The following is a 13,449-nucleotide window of genomic DNA, read 5'->3' on the forward strand; positions in this document are numbered from 1 at the left end:
ATATGCGAGTTCTGTCAGGTCGGGAACGGCTAACAGGGTCCGGAGAACGGGCGACGTGCGTTAGACGCCAGTCGAGTACCGCAGCAGGCCGGCGACGCCGCCGAACGCCGTCAGCAACTGTTCGCCCTTCTCGAAGTCCGTCGAGATGAACACCGTCTCGGTACCGCGTTGATCGGCCAGTTCCATCAGGTGATCGATGGCGTCCTCGCGATCGCCGTCATCAGCGTCGACGGTGGCCCCACAGCGCGAGCAGTCGTGATCGCCGGTCCCGGCGCTGCTGTTGATGAGGTCGTACTCGTCGTGGCCGTTCTCGCAGGTGTAGGCGACCACGTCTTTCCGGAGGTCCTCGGAGATGAGCAACTGCTCGACCGCGCCCATGTTGAGGTTCTGGCGCGTCTGGTCGAACCCGTAGGTGGCCTTGTCACCGTTGTGGAGTTGCTTGAAGAAGTCCTCCATGAGCTCCTTGTCCCGGAGCATCTCGTGTTCGGCCAGCACCTCGTCGGCCGCGTCCACGAGGTCGTACAGGCCCGACTCGTCGGTGTAGGCCACGTCGAACTTCCCGAGTACCATGTCCTGCAGTTCGTGGTGGAGGTAGTCGCCGTCGAGGAACTCGTCTTTCGTTGGTGAGGGACCGCCGACGAGGATCCCGTCCAGTTCGTGTCTGTCGGCAACGAACAGGTCGTTGGCCATCCCGGCGACCTCCTGATAGAAGTTGTCGATGGCTTCCAGTCGGAGACGGGCGAATCGCTGGGCTGACTGGCCACCTTTTCGCTGCTTCCCCGGGACCAGCGAAGAGGCGGATTTGACGGGTTCGACCCGCTTGCCTTTCAGCCAGCCGACGTTAGCCTCGCGTCGGTCGAGCACGACGAGGCCGAACAGCCCCTTGTCGGCCAGCATGTGCTCCAGTGGCTCGGTCAGGAACTCCGAGTCACAGTGATAGCGGAACGATTCGATGGGATCCGGCGGGGATTCGAGGACCTTGGTCACCATGTCGGTCCGACCGCCGCCGGAGTCAAAGGCCCCCGAGAACAGCACCAGGCCGTTCTCCGGCGGTTTGTTGTCGTAGTATCGGAGCCGGTCCTTGATAGAGGTGAGTGCGTCCTGCACCGCCGTCCGGGTGTCCTTCGATTTGATGTTCGAAGCCTCGGAGTGCTCCTGGGTGACGTGGGCGACGACATCGCTGATCAGCTTGTCCTCGGGCACGTAGATAGAGACGAGTTGGGTTCCCGAGCCCTGGTACCCCTTGAGTTCCTCGATGACCTTCCGGAACTCGTATTTCTGCTTGTCAGATTGTTCCTGTTCCTGCTGCTCGCTCATTACTCTCTGTTGGCCGAGGTGGCGTAAGAACCTGTTGACAGGGAGCGAAAGCCTGAGTGAAACGAAGGGTTTCGGGTCAATCGAGCGGCGAAGCCGCGAGAAGCGAGGGGCGCGAACGGAGTGAGCGGCCCTCGTGTCGGAACGGCGACCGACGGGAGCCGTGGAGGAAGGGAGCGAAGGGCGCGCGAAGCGCGGCCTTCGGACAGCATAGCGGGGAGAACCAGTCGAACGATACAGTCGTACAGACGACATCTCTGCGAATATGAAGAAATAATGACTAGAATGGGGTGCAGTCGGCCGTTGTGGCCGGAGACCAGATTTCGGCGACTCAACAAATGACAGTCGCATTTATATGACTGCCTGCATTGTACCCAAGCAATCAGACTATGGCGGGGTATGTGTGTACGATTGCAGGCGGGAAAGGCGGCGTCGGAAAGACGACGACTGCGGTAAACGTCGGGGCCGTCCTCCAGGAGATGGGTTACGATGTCGCCGTCGTCGACGCGGACCTTGGTATGGCGAACCTTGGCTCGATGCTCTCGGTGGAGCCCGAAAAGAGCCTCCACGAGATTCTGGCCGGGGAGGCCGCCGTCAGCGAGGCGCTGACCGATGCGCCGGGGGGACTCACAGTAATTCCGGGAGAACAGTCGCTGGAGGCGTTCGCGGATGCCGATCCCGCGAAGCTCAGAAAGGTCATCAAGACGCTCCGAAACGCCTACGACGTGGTGCTCATCGACACCGGGGCCGGACTGAGCCACGAGGTCGCCGTGCCGCTCGGGCTGGCCGACGGTATCGTTCTTGTCACGACCCCCGACGACGTTGCGGTGGGCGATACGGTCAAAACGGCACAGCTAGCGAACCGCATCGACGGGGCCGTCCTCGGGGCGATCATCAACCGTGCGACCCGCCACACCGATGTCGCCGCTATCGCCGAGCAGATGGAGTTCCCGCTGCTCGCGGTCATCCCGGACGATCCGCAGGCCACGACCGAGGAACCGCTCGTGCTCAACGCCCCAGAGAGTACGGCCGCCGACGCCTATCGACGGCTGACCGAGGCGCTGGAGGGCGTGTTCTTCCAGGATGAAAGCGTTGAATCGGACATCGAGACGATACTGGACGACGAGTGGTTCCTTGAGGACGCCGAGGACCACTCGGATGCCGATGACGACGAGGGCTCCGGCGGCGTCTTCGGCCTGTTTAACTGATTTTCACACCCCGCCGCTGTTTTCAGTTGGCTCCGGTCTCGCCCCGTCCTGGCTCACTCCGGCAGCGGCGGCCACAGCGTCGCTACCGTTTCCTGAATCAGCTGGGTCTGTGCCCGGCGTAACCGCTCGGAGAGCGACGACGCTGAAATATCCAGTTCTCGGGCGACTGTCTCAAGCGACGTGCGCCGTGGAATTTCGAAATACCCCAGCTCGTACGCCGTTCGCATCGCTTCCAGTTGCCGGTCGGTAAGCCCGTTGCCGGGTGATTTCGGCTCCCCGTCCCGAGTCAGTCGCTCCAACTCGAAGTCGGCGTTTCGCTGCCAGAACGAGGAGAATTCGGTGAACGCTGCCCGGTCGGCGAACCAGCCCGTTTGCTCCCACCCGTCAGCGGTCACCGCTATCCGTTCGATGATGGCGTCCGCCGTGGCGAGGGCTTCGAGCCCGTCGAGGTCGTCGATCTGTCCGCCCAGTTGCTCCTCAAAGCTCAGGGCCGGCACGGCCTGATACCGGTGGGTGTCGCCGGCTGACCCGATATGCGTCCACTTCTGGACATCGTAGGCGCTTGTGAGTGCTCGCTCGATAGCCTGCTTGGAACCGCCTGTCACGGTAGCGAGAAACAGCGGGTGGCGACCGTGGTTGTACTGCAGAGAGAGCGTGATCGCTGCTTCGGGGACCACCTCCGCGACAGACACGAGCGGCAGCGCGTCACAGCCGATCCGAAATTCGGCAAGAAGTCCCATACTGTTCCACTCTCCGGCAATGCTGAAGCGCCTGTCGGAACAGACAGTCGTCGATCTCTTATAAACGGCCCCATCACTGAGAGAACGGCTTAGCCAGACTGCGCTCCACCATCTGGTGTATGCAGTCGACACGCTCTACAGGTGAGATGGAAATCGAATACGAGAGACACGGCGACGGACAGCCGCTGGTGTTCCTGCACGGCGGGATGGCTCCCTCGGAATACTGGATGCCGGTGATTCCGGCACTCGATGGATACAGCGCCGTTGTTCCGCAACGCCCGGGGTTCGGAACCTGCCTCGACTCCCCTACCGACACGGGCGCGGACGAGGTCCTGGACCGCGAGGTCAGGTATGTCCAGTCCCTCGTCAACGCCGTCGACGGCGACCCGATCCTGCTCGGCCACTCCTATGGCGCGCTCACTGCTATCGAGGCTGCGACGGACACGGCAGTCGAGGCAGTCATCGCATACGAACCAGCAGTGCTTCCCGCCGAGTACCGGGCTGATGCTGCCCTCGCTGACCGGATGGCGTCGCTCATACAGAACGGGGAGCGGGAAGAAGCGGTGAAACGCTACATCGAACAGGTCCTCCACCCCGACGGTATCGACGATCTCGACGCCTGGCTGGCGGAGTGGCCCGCCTGGCCCGACTGCGTCGATCTCGCCGAGGAGGTCGTCTGGATGAACCGGTCTGTCGAGCGCTACCGACTCCCCGACCGCCTCGACGTGGATGCGGCCACCCTCGTTTTAGCCGGCACCGACGGACCGGATTTCCTCCGGTGGAGTGCTCGGAACGTCCACGATGCACTCCCTCACAGCCGATTCGTCGAATTCGACGGGGTGAGCCACGGCGGCCCCGCCGAGGCACCCGAGCTAGTCGCGGCAGAAGTCGACGTATTCCTGCAGAAATAGGCCGTTCAGACGGCGCTTTCTTCGTTTGCCCCGCCCGACAACCGACGCAAACCGCGCCTACATCGAGGTCGGTGCTTCGACGCCGAGCGCGTCGAGCGCGTTCGCAATCGTCGTCCGGGTCCCGTCGACGAGTGCCAACCGGGCCGCGCGGGTCTCGGGGTCGGCGTCGAGCACGGGACACTCCCGGTAGAAGGCGTTGAACGTCTCGGAGAGGTCCCGGGTGTAGGTGGCGACGGTGTGGGGCGTCAGGTCGTCCGCGGCCGCGTCGATGACAGCGGGGAACCGGGCCAGTTCGCGGAGCAGGTCGCGCTCCTCCGGTTCCGACAGCGGGCCGAGATCGGGCTCCTCGGGGATATCGGCCTCCACGTCGCCCAGGATGCCACAACAGCGCGCGTGGACGTACTGGACGTAGGGGGCGGACTGGGCCTCGAAGTCCAGCGCGCGGTCCCACTCGAAGGTGATGCCCTTCGTCGGCTGTTTCGAGACGATGTCGTAGCGCACTGCGCCGATTCCGATCTGACGGGCGATGCGGTCGATGTCGTCCTCGTCGAGGTCGCCGCGGGTCCGGTCGTCCAGTCGGGACTCGACTTCCTCGCGCGCGCGGTCGATAGCCTCATCGAGCAGGTCGTCGAGGTCGATACCGGTCCCCTCGCGCGTGCTCATTCCGCCTTCCGGGAGGTTCACCCAGGAGTAAAACACCTGCCGGAGCTGGTCGGTGTCGTTGTCAAGCAGTTCCAGGGCCGCCGAGAGCTGGTCGGCCTGGAGTTTGTGGTCCTCGCCCAGCACCGTGACGGCGCGGTCGTAGTTCTCGAACTTCCACTCGTGGTGGGCCAGGTCCCGCGTGGTGTACAGCGAAGTCCCGTCGGAGCGCAGGAACACGAGGTTCTTCTCGAAGTCGGGCAGGTCAAGCTGCCAGGCGTCCTCCTCGTAGACAGCACAGTCGAGTTCCTGCAGCCGGTCGACCAGGTCGTCCGTGTCGCCGTTGCGCATGAACCGCGTCTCCTTGACGAACTCGTCGAACTCCGCCGGGAGGCGGCCGAGCGTGGTCTGCATCCCGCCCAGCACGGTGTCGACGACTTCGGCGACCCGCTCGTAGGTCTCCTCGTCGCCGTTTTCCAGGCCCTGTAGAATGGACTGAATTTCGGCTTCTGCGTCCTCGACTTCCTCCGGGTCGCCGTCTTCGAGGACGGTGTTGCCCTTGCGGTAGTACCGGACCATCTCGTACTCGGGGGACTCCCGCTCTGGTTCGGGCAGGTCATCTTCGTCGAAGGTCTCGTAGGCCCAGGTGAACACGGCGATCTGGCGGCCAGCGTCGTTGACGTAGTAGTGGCGGTCGACCTCGTAGCCGGCGTAATCGAGCACGCGAGCGACGGCGTCGCCGATGATGGGATTTCGCGCGCGCCCGACATGGACCGGCCCGGTCGGGTTCGCGGAGGTGTGTTCGACGACGACGCTGGTGTCGCGGTCGGGCAGCCGGCCGAACCCGTCGTCAGTAACGGACTGCAGGGTCTCGGCGAAGTACGCCTCGCTCGGGAGGAAATTGACGTACGGCCCCTGTGTCGTCACGTCGCTGACGTAGGTGAGGTCGTCGGTGTCGATAGCCTCGGCGATGTCACCGGCGACGTTCGGCGGCGCAGTACCGACCTCGCCGGCCAGCCGGAAGGCGACGCTCGACGCCAGCACGGCGTCGACATCCTCCGGTGGCTCCTCGATACCGAGGTCCTCGGCCGGCAGGTCGAGGGCTGTGAGTGCGTCGGCGAGGGCGTCCTCGACCTCCGCACGGAGCTGCAGGAACATACGCTCAGCTTTCGCGGCGGGGAGTAAATGGGTAACGAAACCCCGTCCTCAGGTCAGCAGCCGCGGGCCGAACACCATCAACAGGAGGCCGCTGATCATCGACACCGTGATCGCGATGGAGACGGCCGTCGTCACCCGTCGTCCGTCCGAGACGGGGAGCCGCGAGACGAACGACTCGGTCGCGGCCCGGAGGATGTGGCCGCCGTCGAGGGGGAACGTCGGGATGAGATTGAACTGACCGATGACGAGGTTGATCCAGCCGGTCCAGAACAGGACGTTCGCAAGCAGGAACACCGGTGTCGCTCCCAGCGCCCCGAGCGGGCCCTGGACCGTGTAGAAGTTCGTTGCGATCCCGGTGAAGCCGGCGAAGTTGTAGCCGAAGCCGCCGGCGACGCCGATGAACGGGAGCAGGAGCGTGCTGAAAATCCGCTGGGCGAACGAGAACTCCGAGACTGACGTGGGAGTCTCGGGCGAGCCGCCGAGGAACTCGAGGAACGCGGCGGCGGGGTAGGCGTCGATGCCGAAGTCGCTGACCTGGATGCCGCTGATACCCTGCTGGATGCTGACGCCGATGATACCGTTGTCCACCTGCCCGCTCTCGGCCATGGTCACCTCGTAGGTCTCGCGCTCGCCGTCGACGTAGCCGATGATCGTCACCTGGTCACCGGGTTCGCCGCCCTCAAGCGCCTGCATCAGCGCCGTTCCGCTGTGGGTTCGCTCCCCGTTGACTTCGGTGAGTATCATGCCCTCGCCGCTCGGTGCCCCTTCGCTCGCGAGCGGGCCATCTTCGGCCACCAGCACGTACGCGCCGAGCGGAGTCGTGACGGTCTCCCCTGACTCGGTTTCGAGCGTCGCAACGGGGTGGTTTCGGGCCGCCTGTTCGAACCCACTACTAGTAGCTACCGCGGTCCCGTTGACCGAGACAATCGTCTCACCGGTTCCCAGCGGCGCGCTCTGAAGGGCCGCCGAGACGACGACGGATCGCTCGACAGCGACCGTATCGGCGTCTTTACGGGCTACCTCGACGGTCTGGGCATCGTTTTCGGCCAGTACCGATTCGAGTTCCTGGCTGCTATTCACCGGTTGCCCGTCGACCGCCGTGATGACATCACCCGACTGGATACCCGCCTCGGCGGCGGGGGTTCCGTTGATCGGACTCCCGACCGGGACGCCGTCGACGACGGCGACAGCGCCGGCGACTGGCCCGAACAGCAACAGGAGCGTGATGATCGCGAGCGCGAAGTTGTTGGTCACGCCGGCCGTGTACATCCGGACCTGCGCGCCGCGGTCGGAGCGCAGCAGTTCGTCCTCGTCGGGTTCGACGAACGCGCCGATGGGGATGATCGCCAGCAGGGCAAGCCCCATCGATTCGATGCTGATGTCCTCGACGCGGCAGAACAGTCCGTGCCCACCCTCGTGGACGACGAGGCCGAGTAGCAAACCGAGGACGATTTCGGGCGCGACAGACAGCGGGAGGAAGTCGTTGACGCCGGGAATCGCCAGCGCGTTCCGGGGTTCGTTCAGCGCGGAGGGCTGTGGGTTGACGAGCGCCTGGTAGGCACCGAGTGCAACGAGGAGGAACGAGCCGACCATCACCACGAGGCCGAACCCGACGCCGAGATTGCCCCAGGCCCGCCAGAACCGTTTGGGCCGGGCCAGCCAGTTCAGTACTGCTTTCCCCTTCTGGGTGTGGATCGTCGTAATCGGGCCGCTAAAACGAATATACTCGGGGATGACGCCGCGGGTCCGGAGCGCCATCGCGAGGAGGGTGTAGGCGACAAGGCCCGCGAGGACCCACGTCAGCGTACTCACCATTTACTCGGACCTAGGTTTAGCCAAGCAAGAGGGTTTGGTTTGGGATACACCGCCGCCGTCTCCCGGCGGCCAACGGTGAAGTGACCGGGCGTCAAACCGACACACAATGTACGACCATATCCTGCTTCCCGTTGACGGGAGCGACGAGTCCACGGCGGCCGCGCGTCGCACCCTCGAACTGGCCCGGGACTTCGATGCGACCGTCGAGGCGGTCTACGTCGTCGATGGGCGAGCGCGCAGACTCACGCGGACGGACCGCGAGCGCGACCGACTCCGTGACCACGGCGAGTCGGTCCTGGGTGAGATCGAATCGCTCGCCGCCGATATCGGCCACCCCGTCACGACGGAACTGCTCAAAGGGAAACCGAGCGTCCGGATAGACGAGTACGCCCGGGAGACCGACGCGTCCCTCATCGTCCTCGGTCGACAGGGGATGACGGGCCTCGGGAAGCGACTTCTCGGCGGCGTCACCGAACAGCTGTTACACCGCACTTCGGTGCCCGTACTCGTTGTCTCGGGCGGGAGACAGTCGGACGCGGACGCGTTCGAGTACTCGCGGATACTCGTCCCGACTGACGGCAGCACGAACGCCGAAACGGCGACGCGACACAGTGGGGCAGTAGCGGAGCAGTACGGCGCGACGGTACACGTCCTCAACGTCGTCGACATCCAGGCCGCCGGCGGGACGTTCAACGCCGGCGGACTGAACGAAACGTTCGTCGAACGGCTGGAGGAAAGCGGGCGCGAAGCCGTTGATTCGGCCGCCGCCGACCTCGAAACGACGGCTCCTGCTGTGGCGATTGAAACCGCGGTGACACGGACTGACTCGTTTGACGGCGTGGCCGTCGGCATCCGCGAGTACGTCGCCGATCACGACATCGACCTCGTCGTGATGGGGTCACACGGCCGCTCGAACCTGAAACGCCAGTTGTTGGGCAGCGTCACGTCGCAACTGCTCCGGACCATCGACGTGCCCGTGCTCGTGGTCCCGCGCGCTCCCTGAGACGAACTGGTGTCGCTGTACGAACCGCCCGTTCTATGTACTGTGAGAACGTACCGCAAACACGTGTCCGGCAATGCCAGAAACCTGTGGTATCTGCGGCGAGACGGTCCCGTTTGACGCGACAGTCCATACCGTGATTCACACGCACAGCGAGGCCGGCGTACTCGACGCGTACGTCTGCCGCCCATGTTATGAGGAGCGACTCGGTCCGATGTTCGAGCGGATCGACACGCAGGAACAGTCTCACTGATCGGAACGGTTTATGTTGTTTTATGCCGAGTAAGCCCGCCTTACTCAGACGTTACTCGTTTCGGCGGAAGCGCTCGACGACGAACTCCCGGTCGAGTTTCGCGATAAAGGTCCCGAGCTGTGGGCCTTCGGTGTCGTCGAACAGCAGCCGGTAGCCGGCAGAGAAGAACTCGCCGATATCGATGTCGTTTCGCTTTGCCGTCTCGTAGATCTCGGCCTGAATCGCCTCGCCGTCGTGGCCCTCGGCGATGAAATCGGCCAGCTCGTCCAGTGCGGCCGCCGTCGCGTCGTCGAAGGACACGTCGGGCATCTCCGTCCGTTTGAGTTCGTAGTTGAACTCGTTGTTCGTCAGGCTGGCCCATTCCTGGGCGCGCTCGACCCGGGCAAGCGCCTGCTCGACGGCCCACTCTGGGGCGTCGTCCGGGATGTGGCCCTCCTTCCGGGCGATCTGTTCCCGAACCTCTGGGTCGTCGGTCATCCCGAGTACGGCCGCGAACGTGTAGGGAATCCGAACACGTTCCTCGCGTGGCTCCTCGACGACCATCGGATAGGCCCGCTCGGCGAGTTCCATCTCGTCTTCGCTTCCGTCTGCCTCCCCGAAGTACCGCCGTTCGAACCGGTCGAACTCGTCGACGAGCTGGTCGACGTTCTCGACGGAGAAGTCCCGCTGCTTCCGTGGGTCCTTCACGAAGAAGTACTTGAACACCTCCGGTTCGAGGATATCCAGCACCTCGTCGACGGTGATGACGTTGCCCGACGAGGAGGAGAGCGGTTCGCCGTCGAGCGTAAACCACTCGTACACCATCGGAACCGGCGGCTGGATGTCCAGCACGTTTTCGGCCACGTCCTCGCCGGAGGGCCAGGACCCCTCGGCGTGGTCCTTGCCGAACGGCTCGAAGTCGACGCCGAGAATCTCCCACTGGGCGGGCCACTCGAAGCGCCACGGGAGCTTCCCATCCCGGAGCGTCGCCGTTCCCTCGTGGCCACAGCCCTCGATGGTCTGGTCGCCGGCTTCGACATCTTCACAGACGTACTCGACTTCGCCGGCGTCGAGGTCGACCGCTGTGACGCCCTCGGTAATCTTCCCGCAGTTGGCACACTGGGGCAGGAAGGGGACGTAGTCGTCATCGACCTTGTTCTGGTACTTCGCGAGCACGTCGCGGGCGCGGTCGGCGCGTTCGAGGACGCGCCGGGTCACGGGTTCGAACTCGCCGTCGGCGTACAGCTCGGTGTTCGAGACGAACTCCACGTCGACGCCGACCAGTTCGGCGCTTTTCCGCAGGAGCGTCGTGAAGTGTGCGCCGTAGGAGTCACAGCAGCCGAAGGGGTCCGGGATGTCCGTGTACGGCTTGCCGAGGTTCCGGCCGAGCGCCCCGGCGTCGACCTCGCCGAGGCCGACGACGTTCCAGTTGAGGTCGGCGAGCTGGCGGGGGACCGCCCGCAGCCGGTCCTTGTCGTCGGCGGTGAACACCTGCCTGACCTCGTGACCGCGGTCTCGCAGAGCCTCGGCGACGTAGTAGCCCCGCATGATCTCGTTGAAGTGGCCGATGTGAGGGACGCCCGAGGGGGAGACGCCGCCTTTGATGACAATCGGCTCGTCGGGCTCGCGCGCCTCGATTGCGTCGGCGACGGAGTCGGCCCAGAACGCCCGGCTGCCGCCGCGGCCGACCTCATAGGGATCTTCCGCCATCTACGCCCCCGGGATGATCTCGGACCCGTCGAACTCGCCGTCTTCGACCGCGCGCACGACGCGTTCGGGGTCAGACCCGTCCAGCACTACCGTCCGGATGCCGGACCGCTGGATGATCTTCGCAGCGAGCAGATCGACGGGGGCGCTGCTGCCGGCGTTCATCTCCATATCGGCGATCACGTCGACGAGTTCGCTTGCGCTGAGTTCGTCGAACCGTGTTGCGTCGTCGTCCTCGTTCGGGTCGGCGTCGTAGACGCCCGGAACCGACGTGGCATAGACGAGCAGGTCCGCGCCGACGTACTCAGCGAACGCGGCCGCCACGGCGTCGGTGGTCTGTGCGGCGACGATACCGCCGAGAACGGGGATGTCCCCGCGCCGGATGGCTTCCCGGCCCTCGTCGTAGCTCTCGGCGGGCGTTGGTGCCGCGCGGTCGTCCAGGGCAGCGATGAGTAGGCGGCCGTTCAACCGCGTAACTGCGATGCCGAGCTGGTCGAGTTCGATCTCGTTTGCGCCGAGGTCGCGGGCGCTCCCGATGTAATCCCGTGCGGTCGGGCCGCCGCCGACGACGGTCCCGAGCGTGTGCCCCTGTGCATCGAGTGACTGGATGGCGTCGGCGTAGTCGGCGACCCGGTCCGCGTCGAGGTCCGGGGCCAGTACGCTTCCGCCAATGGAGACGACGACTTTCATTAGCCCGCCGTAACCGCGATGCACTCTTAAGGGTTGTCAAGGCCACTGGCTGTCGCCTCTCTGGGTGGCCGCTGTTGTGACTCATGGCGGCTGGTGCCGACCAGATACCAACTGAATTGGCTGTCTGACGCGTGCCGGACGCGCTGACGTACGTCTGACGACGCCTCGAAATATCGGCAAAAATACCCGTTTATTGCCGTCACAGAAGGTGATATTCCTCTTTCACAGACTGTTCAAAACACCCCACACAGAGATCAGTGATACAGTCTTAAAACGCTCTATAAAATGTCTAAAGATATCTCAAACGATAGTAAAAAATCCGTTTTAGCTCGATTTGTCCTGAAAGTGACCGAAGTGACCTGAAGGTTCCTTCCTTTATATACTCCCGGCGGGGTTACGGGAGAGTGAGGTGACAAAGATGAGCGCTACTGCAACGCCCTCCGGCGAGGAAGAGCCCTCCAAAGAAGAGCGACTGAAGTCGTTCCTCGCAGAGAAGGCAAGTGACGGTGAGATGTATTTCAAGAGCAAGTTCATCGCTGACGAAGTCGGTCTCTCTCCGAAGGAGATCGGTGCCCTGATGGTCAAACTCAAAGACAGCGCGTCCGAGATCAACGTCGAGAAGTGGTCGTACACGAGCGCGACCACCTGGCGCATCGAGCCGGCGTAGTGGATTGGTCCCCGTGATCCGTTTTCCGCTATCCCATCCGATAGCGGTGTGTCCGTTCGCGGAGTATTTGTGCCCCCATCCGTTACGAACAGTCGATGAGTGGCCCCGCTGGTGACCCCCCGTCCCCGGACCAACTGGCCGGCGCGTTTGCCGTGTCGACAGTCCAGCAGACGGGTCAGACTGTCCGGTACGTCGGGGACCCGTTGGTGCCGCCGGATGCGGTCGTCGAGCAACTCCGACCGGTGTTCCGACAGCGGGGGTACGACGTTCGACTCGAAGGCCTCGGCTCCGAGTCCGCTGGTGTGACTGCTGCGAGCAATGGCGGTACTGCCGTCGAGGGACCGAGCGTCGATGGTTCGATTTCTGTCCCCGGCGGGTCGCCCAACACACGCCCGGACCAGTACGAACTGGTTGCAGAACCGATTGACACGGACACCGGGGGCGTCCCGTGGCTCAACATCGGCCTTCTATTGGCCACTATTGCGTCCACGCTGTACGTCGGGGCGAGCGCCTGGTACTACATCCCAGTTGCCGAGAACCCGCTTCGGATCTTCGAGGCCTGGCCGTTTGTCGTCGCCATGCTCGGCGTACTGGGCATCCACGAACTTGGCCACTACGCCGCCGCCCGCTACCACGGCGTCGACGTGACGCTGCCCTACTTTATTCCGTTTCCGTCGTACCTGGGGACGATGGGGGCGGTCATCAACATCCGCGGGCGTATTCCCGACCGGACCGCGCTGTTCGACATCGGCGTGGCCGGCCCGCTCGCCGGACTTGTCGCCACGACGGTCGTCACCGTCATCGGCCTCTCGATAGACCCGATTACGGTCCCGGAACGCGTGGCAAACAGCGACACCGGCGTCATCATCACGTTCAATTATCCGCTGCTGTTTCAGGCGTTAGAGGGGCTGGTGAACGCGCTGGGACTGGGAACCGAGATCGGCCCCGGCGAATCGGTCCATCCGATCGTGTTCGCCGGCTGGGCCGGGATGTTCTTCACGTTCCTGAACCTGCTGCCGGTCGGCCAACTCGACGGTGGTCACATCGTCCGGGCCATCGTCGGCCAGCGTCAGGAGACCGTCGCCGCCGCGGTTCCGGGCGCGCTGTTTGCCCTCGCCGGCTACCTGTATTTCACCCGGGACCCGCCGCCGGTCGGCTTCGGCGTCTGGGGGCTGTGGGTGTTCTGGGGCCTGTTCGCCACCGGGCTCGCGTATGCGGGTCCCGCGAGACCGACCGTAGATGCGGCGCTGGACCGCCAGCGGCGGCTCCTCGGGTTGTTCACGCTCCTGCTAGGACTGGCCTGTTTCACGCCGGTTCCGTTCGAGATCAGCGCGATATAACCGTCAGTTCACACGCCCCGAGACCGCT

Annotated in this window: 12 protein-coding genes; 6 read left to right on the top strand and 6 right to left on the bottom strand. The window is 64.3% G+C overall.

The window, feature by feature from the left end; translation table 11 throughout:
* Positions 1 to 60: 60 nt before the first annotated feature.
* Positions 61 to 1,317, bottom strand: coding sequence for a peptide chain release factor aRF-1 (gene prf1 / locus NDI54_RS10915; RefSeq protein ID WP_310896477.1), 1,257 nt, complete (start codon positions 1,315 to 1,317; stop codon positions 61 to 63).
* Between the two features lie 386 nt (positions 1,318 to 1,703).
* On the opposite strand from prf1, the gene NDI54_RS10920 reads away from it, so the two are divergent.
* Entirely contained in the window at positions 1,704 to 2,522 is an 819-nt protein-coding gene (locus NDI54_RS10920) for a MinD/ParA family ATP-binding protein (protein WP_310896478.1), read from the top strand.
* A 53-nt stretch (positions 2,523 to 2,575) separates the two neighbouring features.
* On the opposite strand, the gene NDI54_RS10925 is transcribed toward NDI54_RS10920, so the two are convergent.
* Positions 2,576 to 3,262, bottom strand: a complete 687-nt coding sequence (locus NDI54_RS10925) for a helix-turn-helix domain-containing protein (protein ID WP_310896479.1) — start codon at positions 3,260 to 3,262, stop codon at positions 2,576 to 2,578.
* A gap of 119 nt (positions 3,263 to 3,381) precedes the next feature.
* Between NDI54_RS10925 and NDI54_RS10930 the strand changes: the two genes are divergently transcribed.
* Positions 3,382 to 4,173, top strand: coding sequence for an alpha/beta fold hydrolase (locus tag NDI54_RS10930; RefSeq protein ID WP_310896480.1), 792 nt, complete (start codon positions 3,382 to 3,384; stop codon positions 4,171 to 4,173).
* A gap of 57 nt (positions 4,174 to 4,230) precedes the next feature.
* Here NDI54_RS10930 and argS read toward each other — a convergent pair whose 3' ends face one another.
* Positions 4,231 to 5,970: an arginine--tRNA ligase gene (gene argS, locus NDI54_RS10935; RefSeq protein WP_310896481.1), complete on the bottom strand. Its 1,740-nt coding sequence runs from the start codon at positions 5,968 to 5,970 to the stop codon at positions 4,231 to 4,233.
* A gap of 48 nt (positions 5,971 to 6,018) precedes the next feature.
* The gene (locus NDI54_RS10940; RefSeq protein WP_310896482.1) at positions 6,019 to 7,785 is read right to left on the bottom strand and encodes a site-2 protease family protein; all 1,767 of its coding nucleotides are present in this window, start codon (positions 7,783 to 7,785) and stop codon (positions 6,019 to 6,021) included.
* Positions 7,786 to 7,891: 106 nt separating this feature from the next.
* Between NDI54_RS10940 and NDI54_RS10945 the strand changes: the two genes are divergently transcribed.
* Together NDI54_RS10945 and NDI54_RS10950 are read left to right on the top strand one after the other, a co-directional pair.
* Positions 7,892 to 8,788: a universal stress protein gene (locus NDI54_RS10945; protein WP_310896483.1), complete on the top strand. Its 897-nt coding sequence runs from the start codon at positions 7,892 to 7,894 to the stop codon at positions 8,786 to 8,788.
* A gap of 73 nt (positions 8,789 to 8,861) precedes the next feature.
* Positions 8,862 to 9,038: a hypothetical protein gene (locus NDI54_RS10950; RefSeq protein ID WP_310896484.1), complete on the top strand. Its 177-nt coding sequence runs from the start codon at positions 8,862 to 8,864 to the stop codon at positions 9,036 to 9,038.
* 51 nt (positions 9,039 to 9,089) lie between these two features.
* On the opposite strand, the gene lysS is transcribed toward NDI54_RS10950, so the two are convergent.
* Complete coding sequence (lysS, locus tag NDI54_RS10955; RefSeq protein WP_310896485.1) at positions 9,090 to 10,727, bottom strand: lysine--tRNA ligase; 1,638 nt, start codon at positions 10,725 to 10,727, stop codon at positions 9,090 to 9,092.
* Positions 10,728 to 11,414, bottom strand: a complete 687-nt coding sequence (gene pyrH / locus NDI54_RS10960; RefSeq protein ID WP_310896486.1) for a UMP kinase — start codon at positions 11,412 to 11,414, stop codon at positions 10,728 to 10,730.
* A 418-nt stretch (positions 11,415 to 11,832) separates the two neighbouring features.
* Here pyrH and NDI54_RS10965 point away from each other — a divergent pair, with 418 nt between their 5' ends.
* Together NDI54_RS10965 and NDI54_RS10970 are read left to right on the top strand one after the other, a co-directional pair.
* Positions 11,833 to 12,081, top strand: coding sequence for a DUF7123 family protein (locus NDI54_RS10965; RefSeq protein ID WP_004518404.1), 249 nt, complete (start codon positions 11,833 to 11,835; stop codon positions 12,079 to 12,081).
* 95 nt (positions 12,082 to 12,176) lie between these two features.
* The gene (locus NDI54_RS10970; protein ID WP_310896487.1) at positions 12,177 to 13,421 is read left to right on the top strand and encodes a site-2 protease family protein; all 1,245 of its coding nucleotides are present in this window, start codon (positions 12,177 to 12,179) and stop codon (positions 13,419 to 13,421) included.
* Positions 13,422 to 13,449 lie beyond the last annotated feature (28 nt).

Source organism: Haloarcula terrestris (assembly GCF_031624315.1).
In the GTDB taxonomy this organism is placed as follows: Archaea; Halobacteriota; Halobacteria; order Halobacteriales; family Haloarculaceae; genus Haloarcula; species Haloarcula terrestris.

Coding starts and splice junctions, on each gene's coding strand:
- lysS (WP_310896485.1), bottom strand. CDS start 10,727: ATGGCGGAAGATCCCTATGAGGTCGGCCGCGGCGGCAGCCGGGCGTTC.
- pyrH (WP_310896486.1), bottom strand. CDS start 11,414: ATGAAAGTCGTCGTCTCCATTGGCGGAAGCGTACTGGCCCCGGACCTC.
- NDI54_RS10925 (WP_310896479.1), bottom strand. CDS start 3,262: ATGGGACTTCTTGCCGAATTTCGGATCGGCTGTGACGCGCTGCCGCTC.
- argS (WP_310896481.1), bottom strand. CDS start 5,970: ATGTTCCTGCAGCTCCGTGCGGAGGTCGAGGACGCCCTCGCCGACGCA.
- NDI54_RS10970 (WP_310896487.1), top strand. CDS start 12,177: ATGAGTGGCCCCGCTGGTGACCCCCCGTCCCCGGACCAACTGGCCGGC.
- NDI54_RS10945 (WP_310896483.1), top strand. CDS start 7,892: ATGTACGACCATATCCTGCTTCCCGTTGACGGGAGCGACGAGTCCACG.
- NDI54_RS10965 (WP_004518404.1), top strand. CDS start 11,833: ATGAGCGCTACTGCAACGCCCTCCGGCGAGGAAGAGCCCTCCAAAGAA.
- NDI54_RS10920 (WP_310896478.1), top strand. CDS start 1,704: ATGGCGGGGTATGTGTGTACGATTGCAGGCGGGAAAGGCGGCGTCGGA.
- prf1 (WP_310896477.1), bottom strand. CDS start 1,317: ATGAGCGAGCAGCAGGAACAGGAACAATCTGACAAGCAGAAATACGAG.
- NDI54_RS10930 (WP_310896480.1), top strand. CDS start 3,382: ATGCAGTCGACACGCTCTACAGGTGAGATGGAAATCGAATACGAGAGA.
- NDI54_RS10940 (WP_310896482.1), bottom strand. CDS start 7,785: ATGGTGAGTACGCTGACGTGGGTCCTCGCGGGCCTTGTCGCCTACACC.
- NDI54_RS10950 (WP_310896484.1), top strand. CDS start 8,862: ATGCCAGAAACCTGTGGTATCTGCGGCGAGACGGTCCCGTTTGACGCG.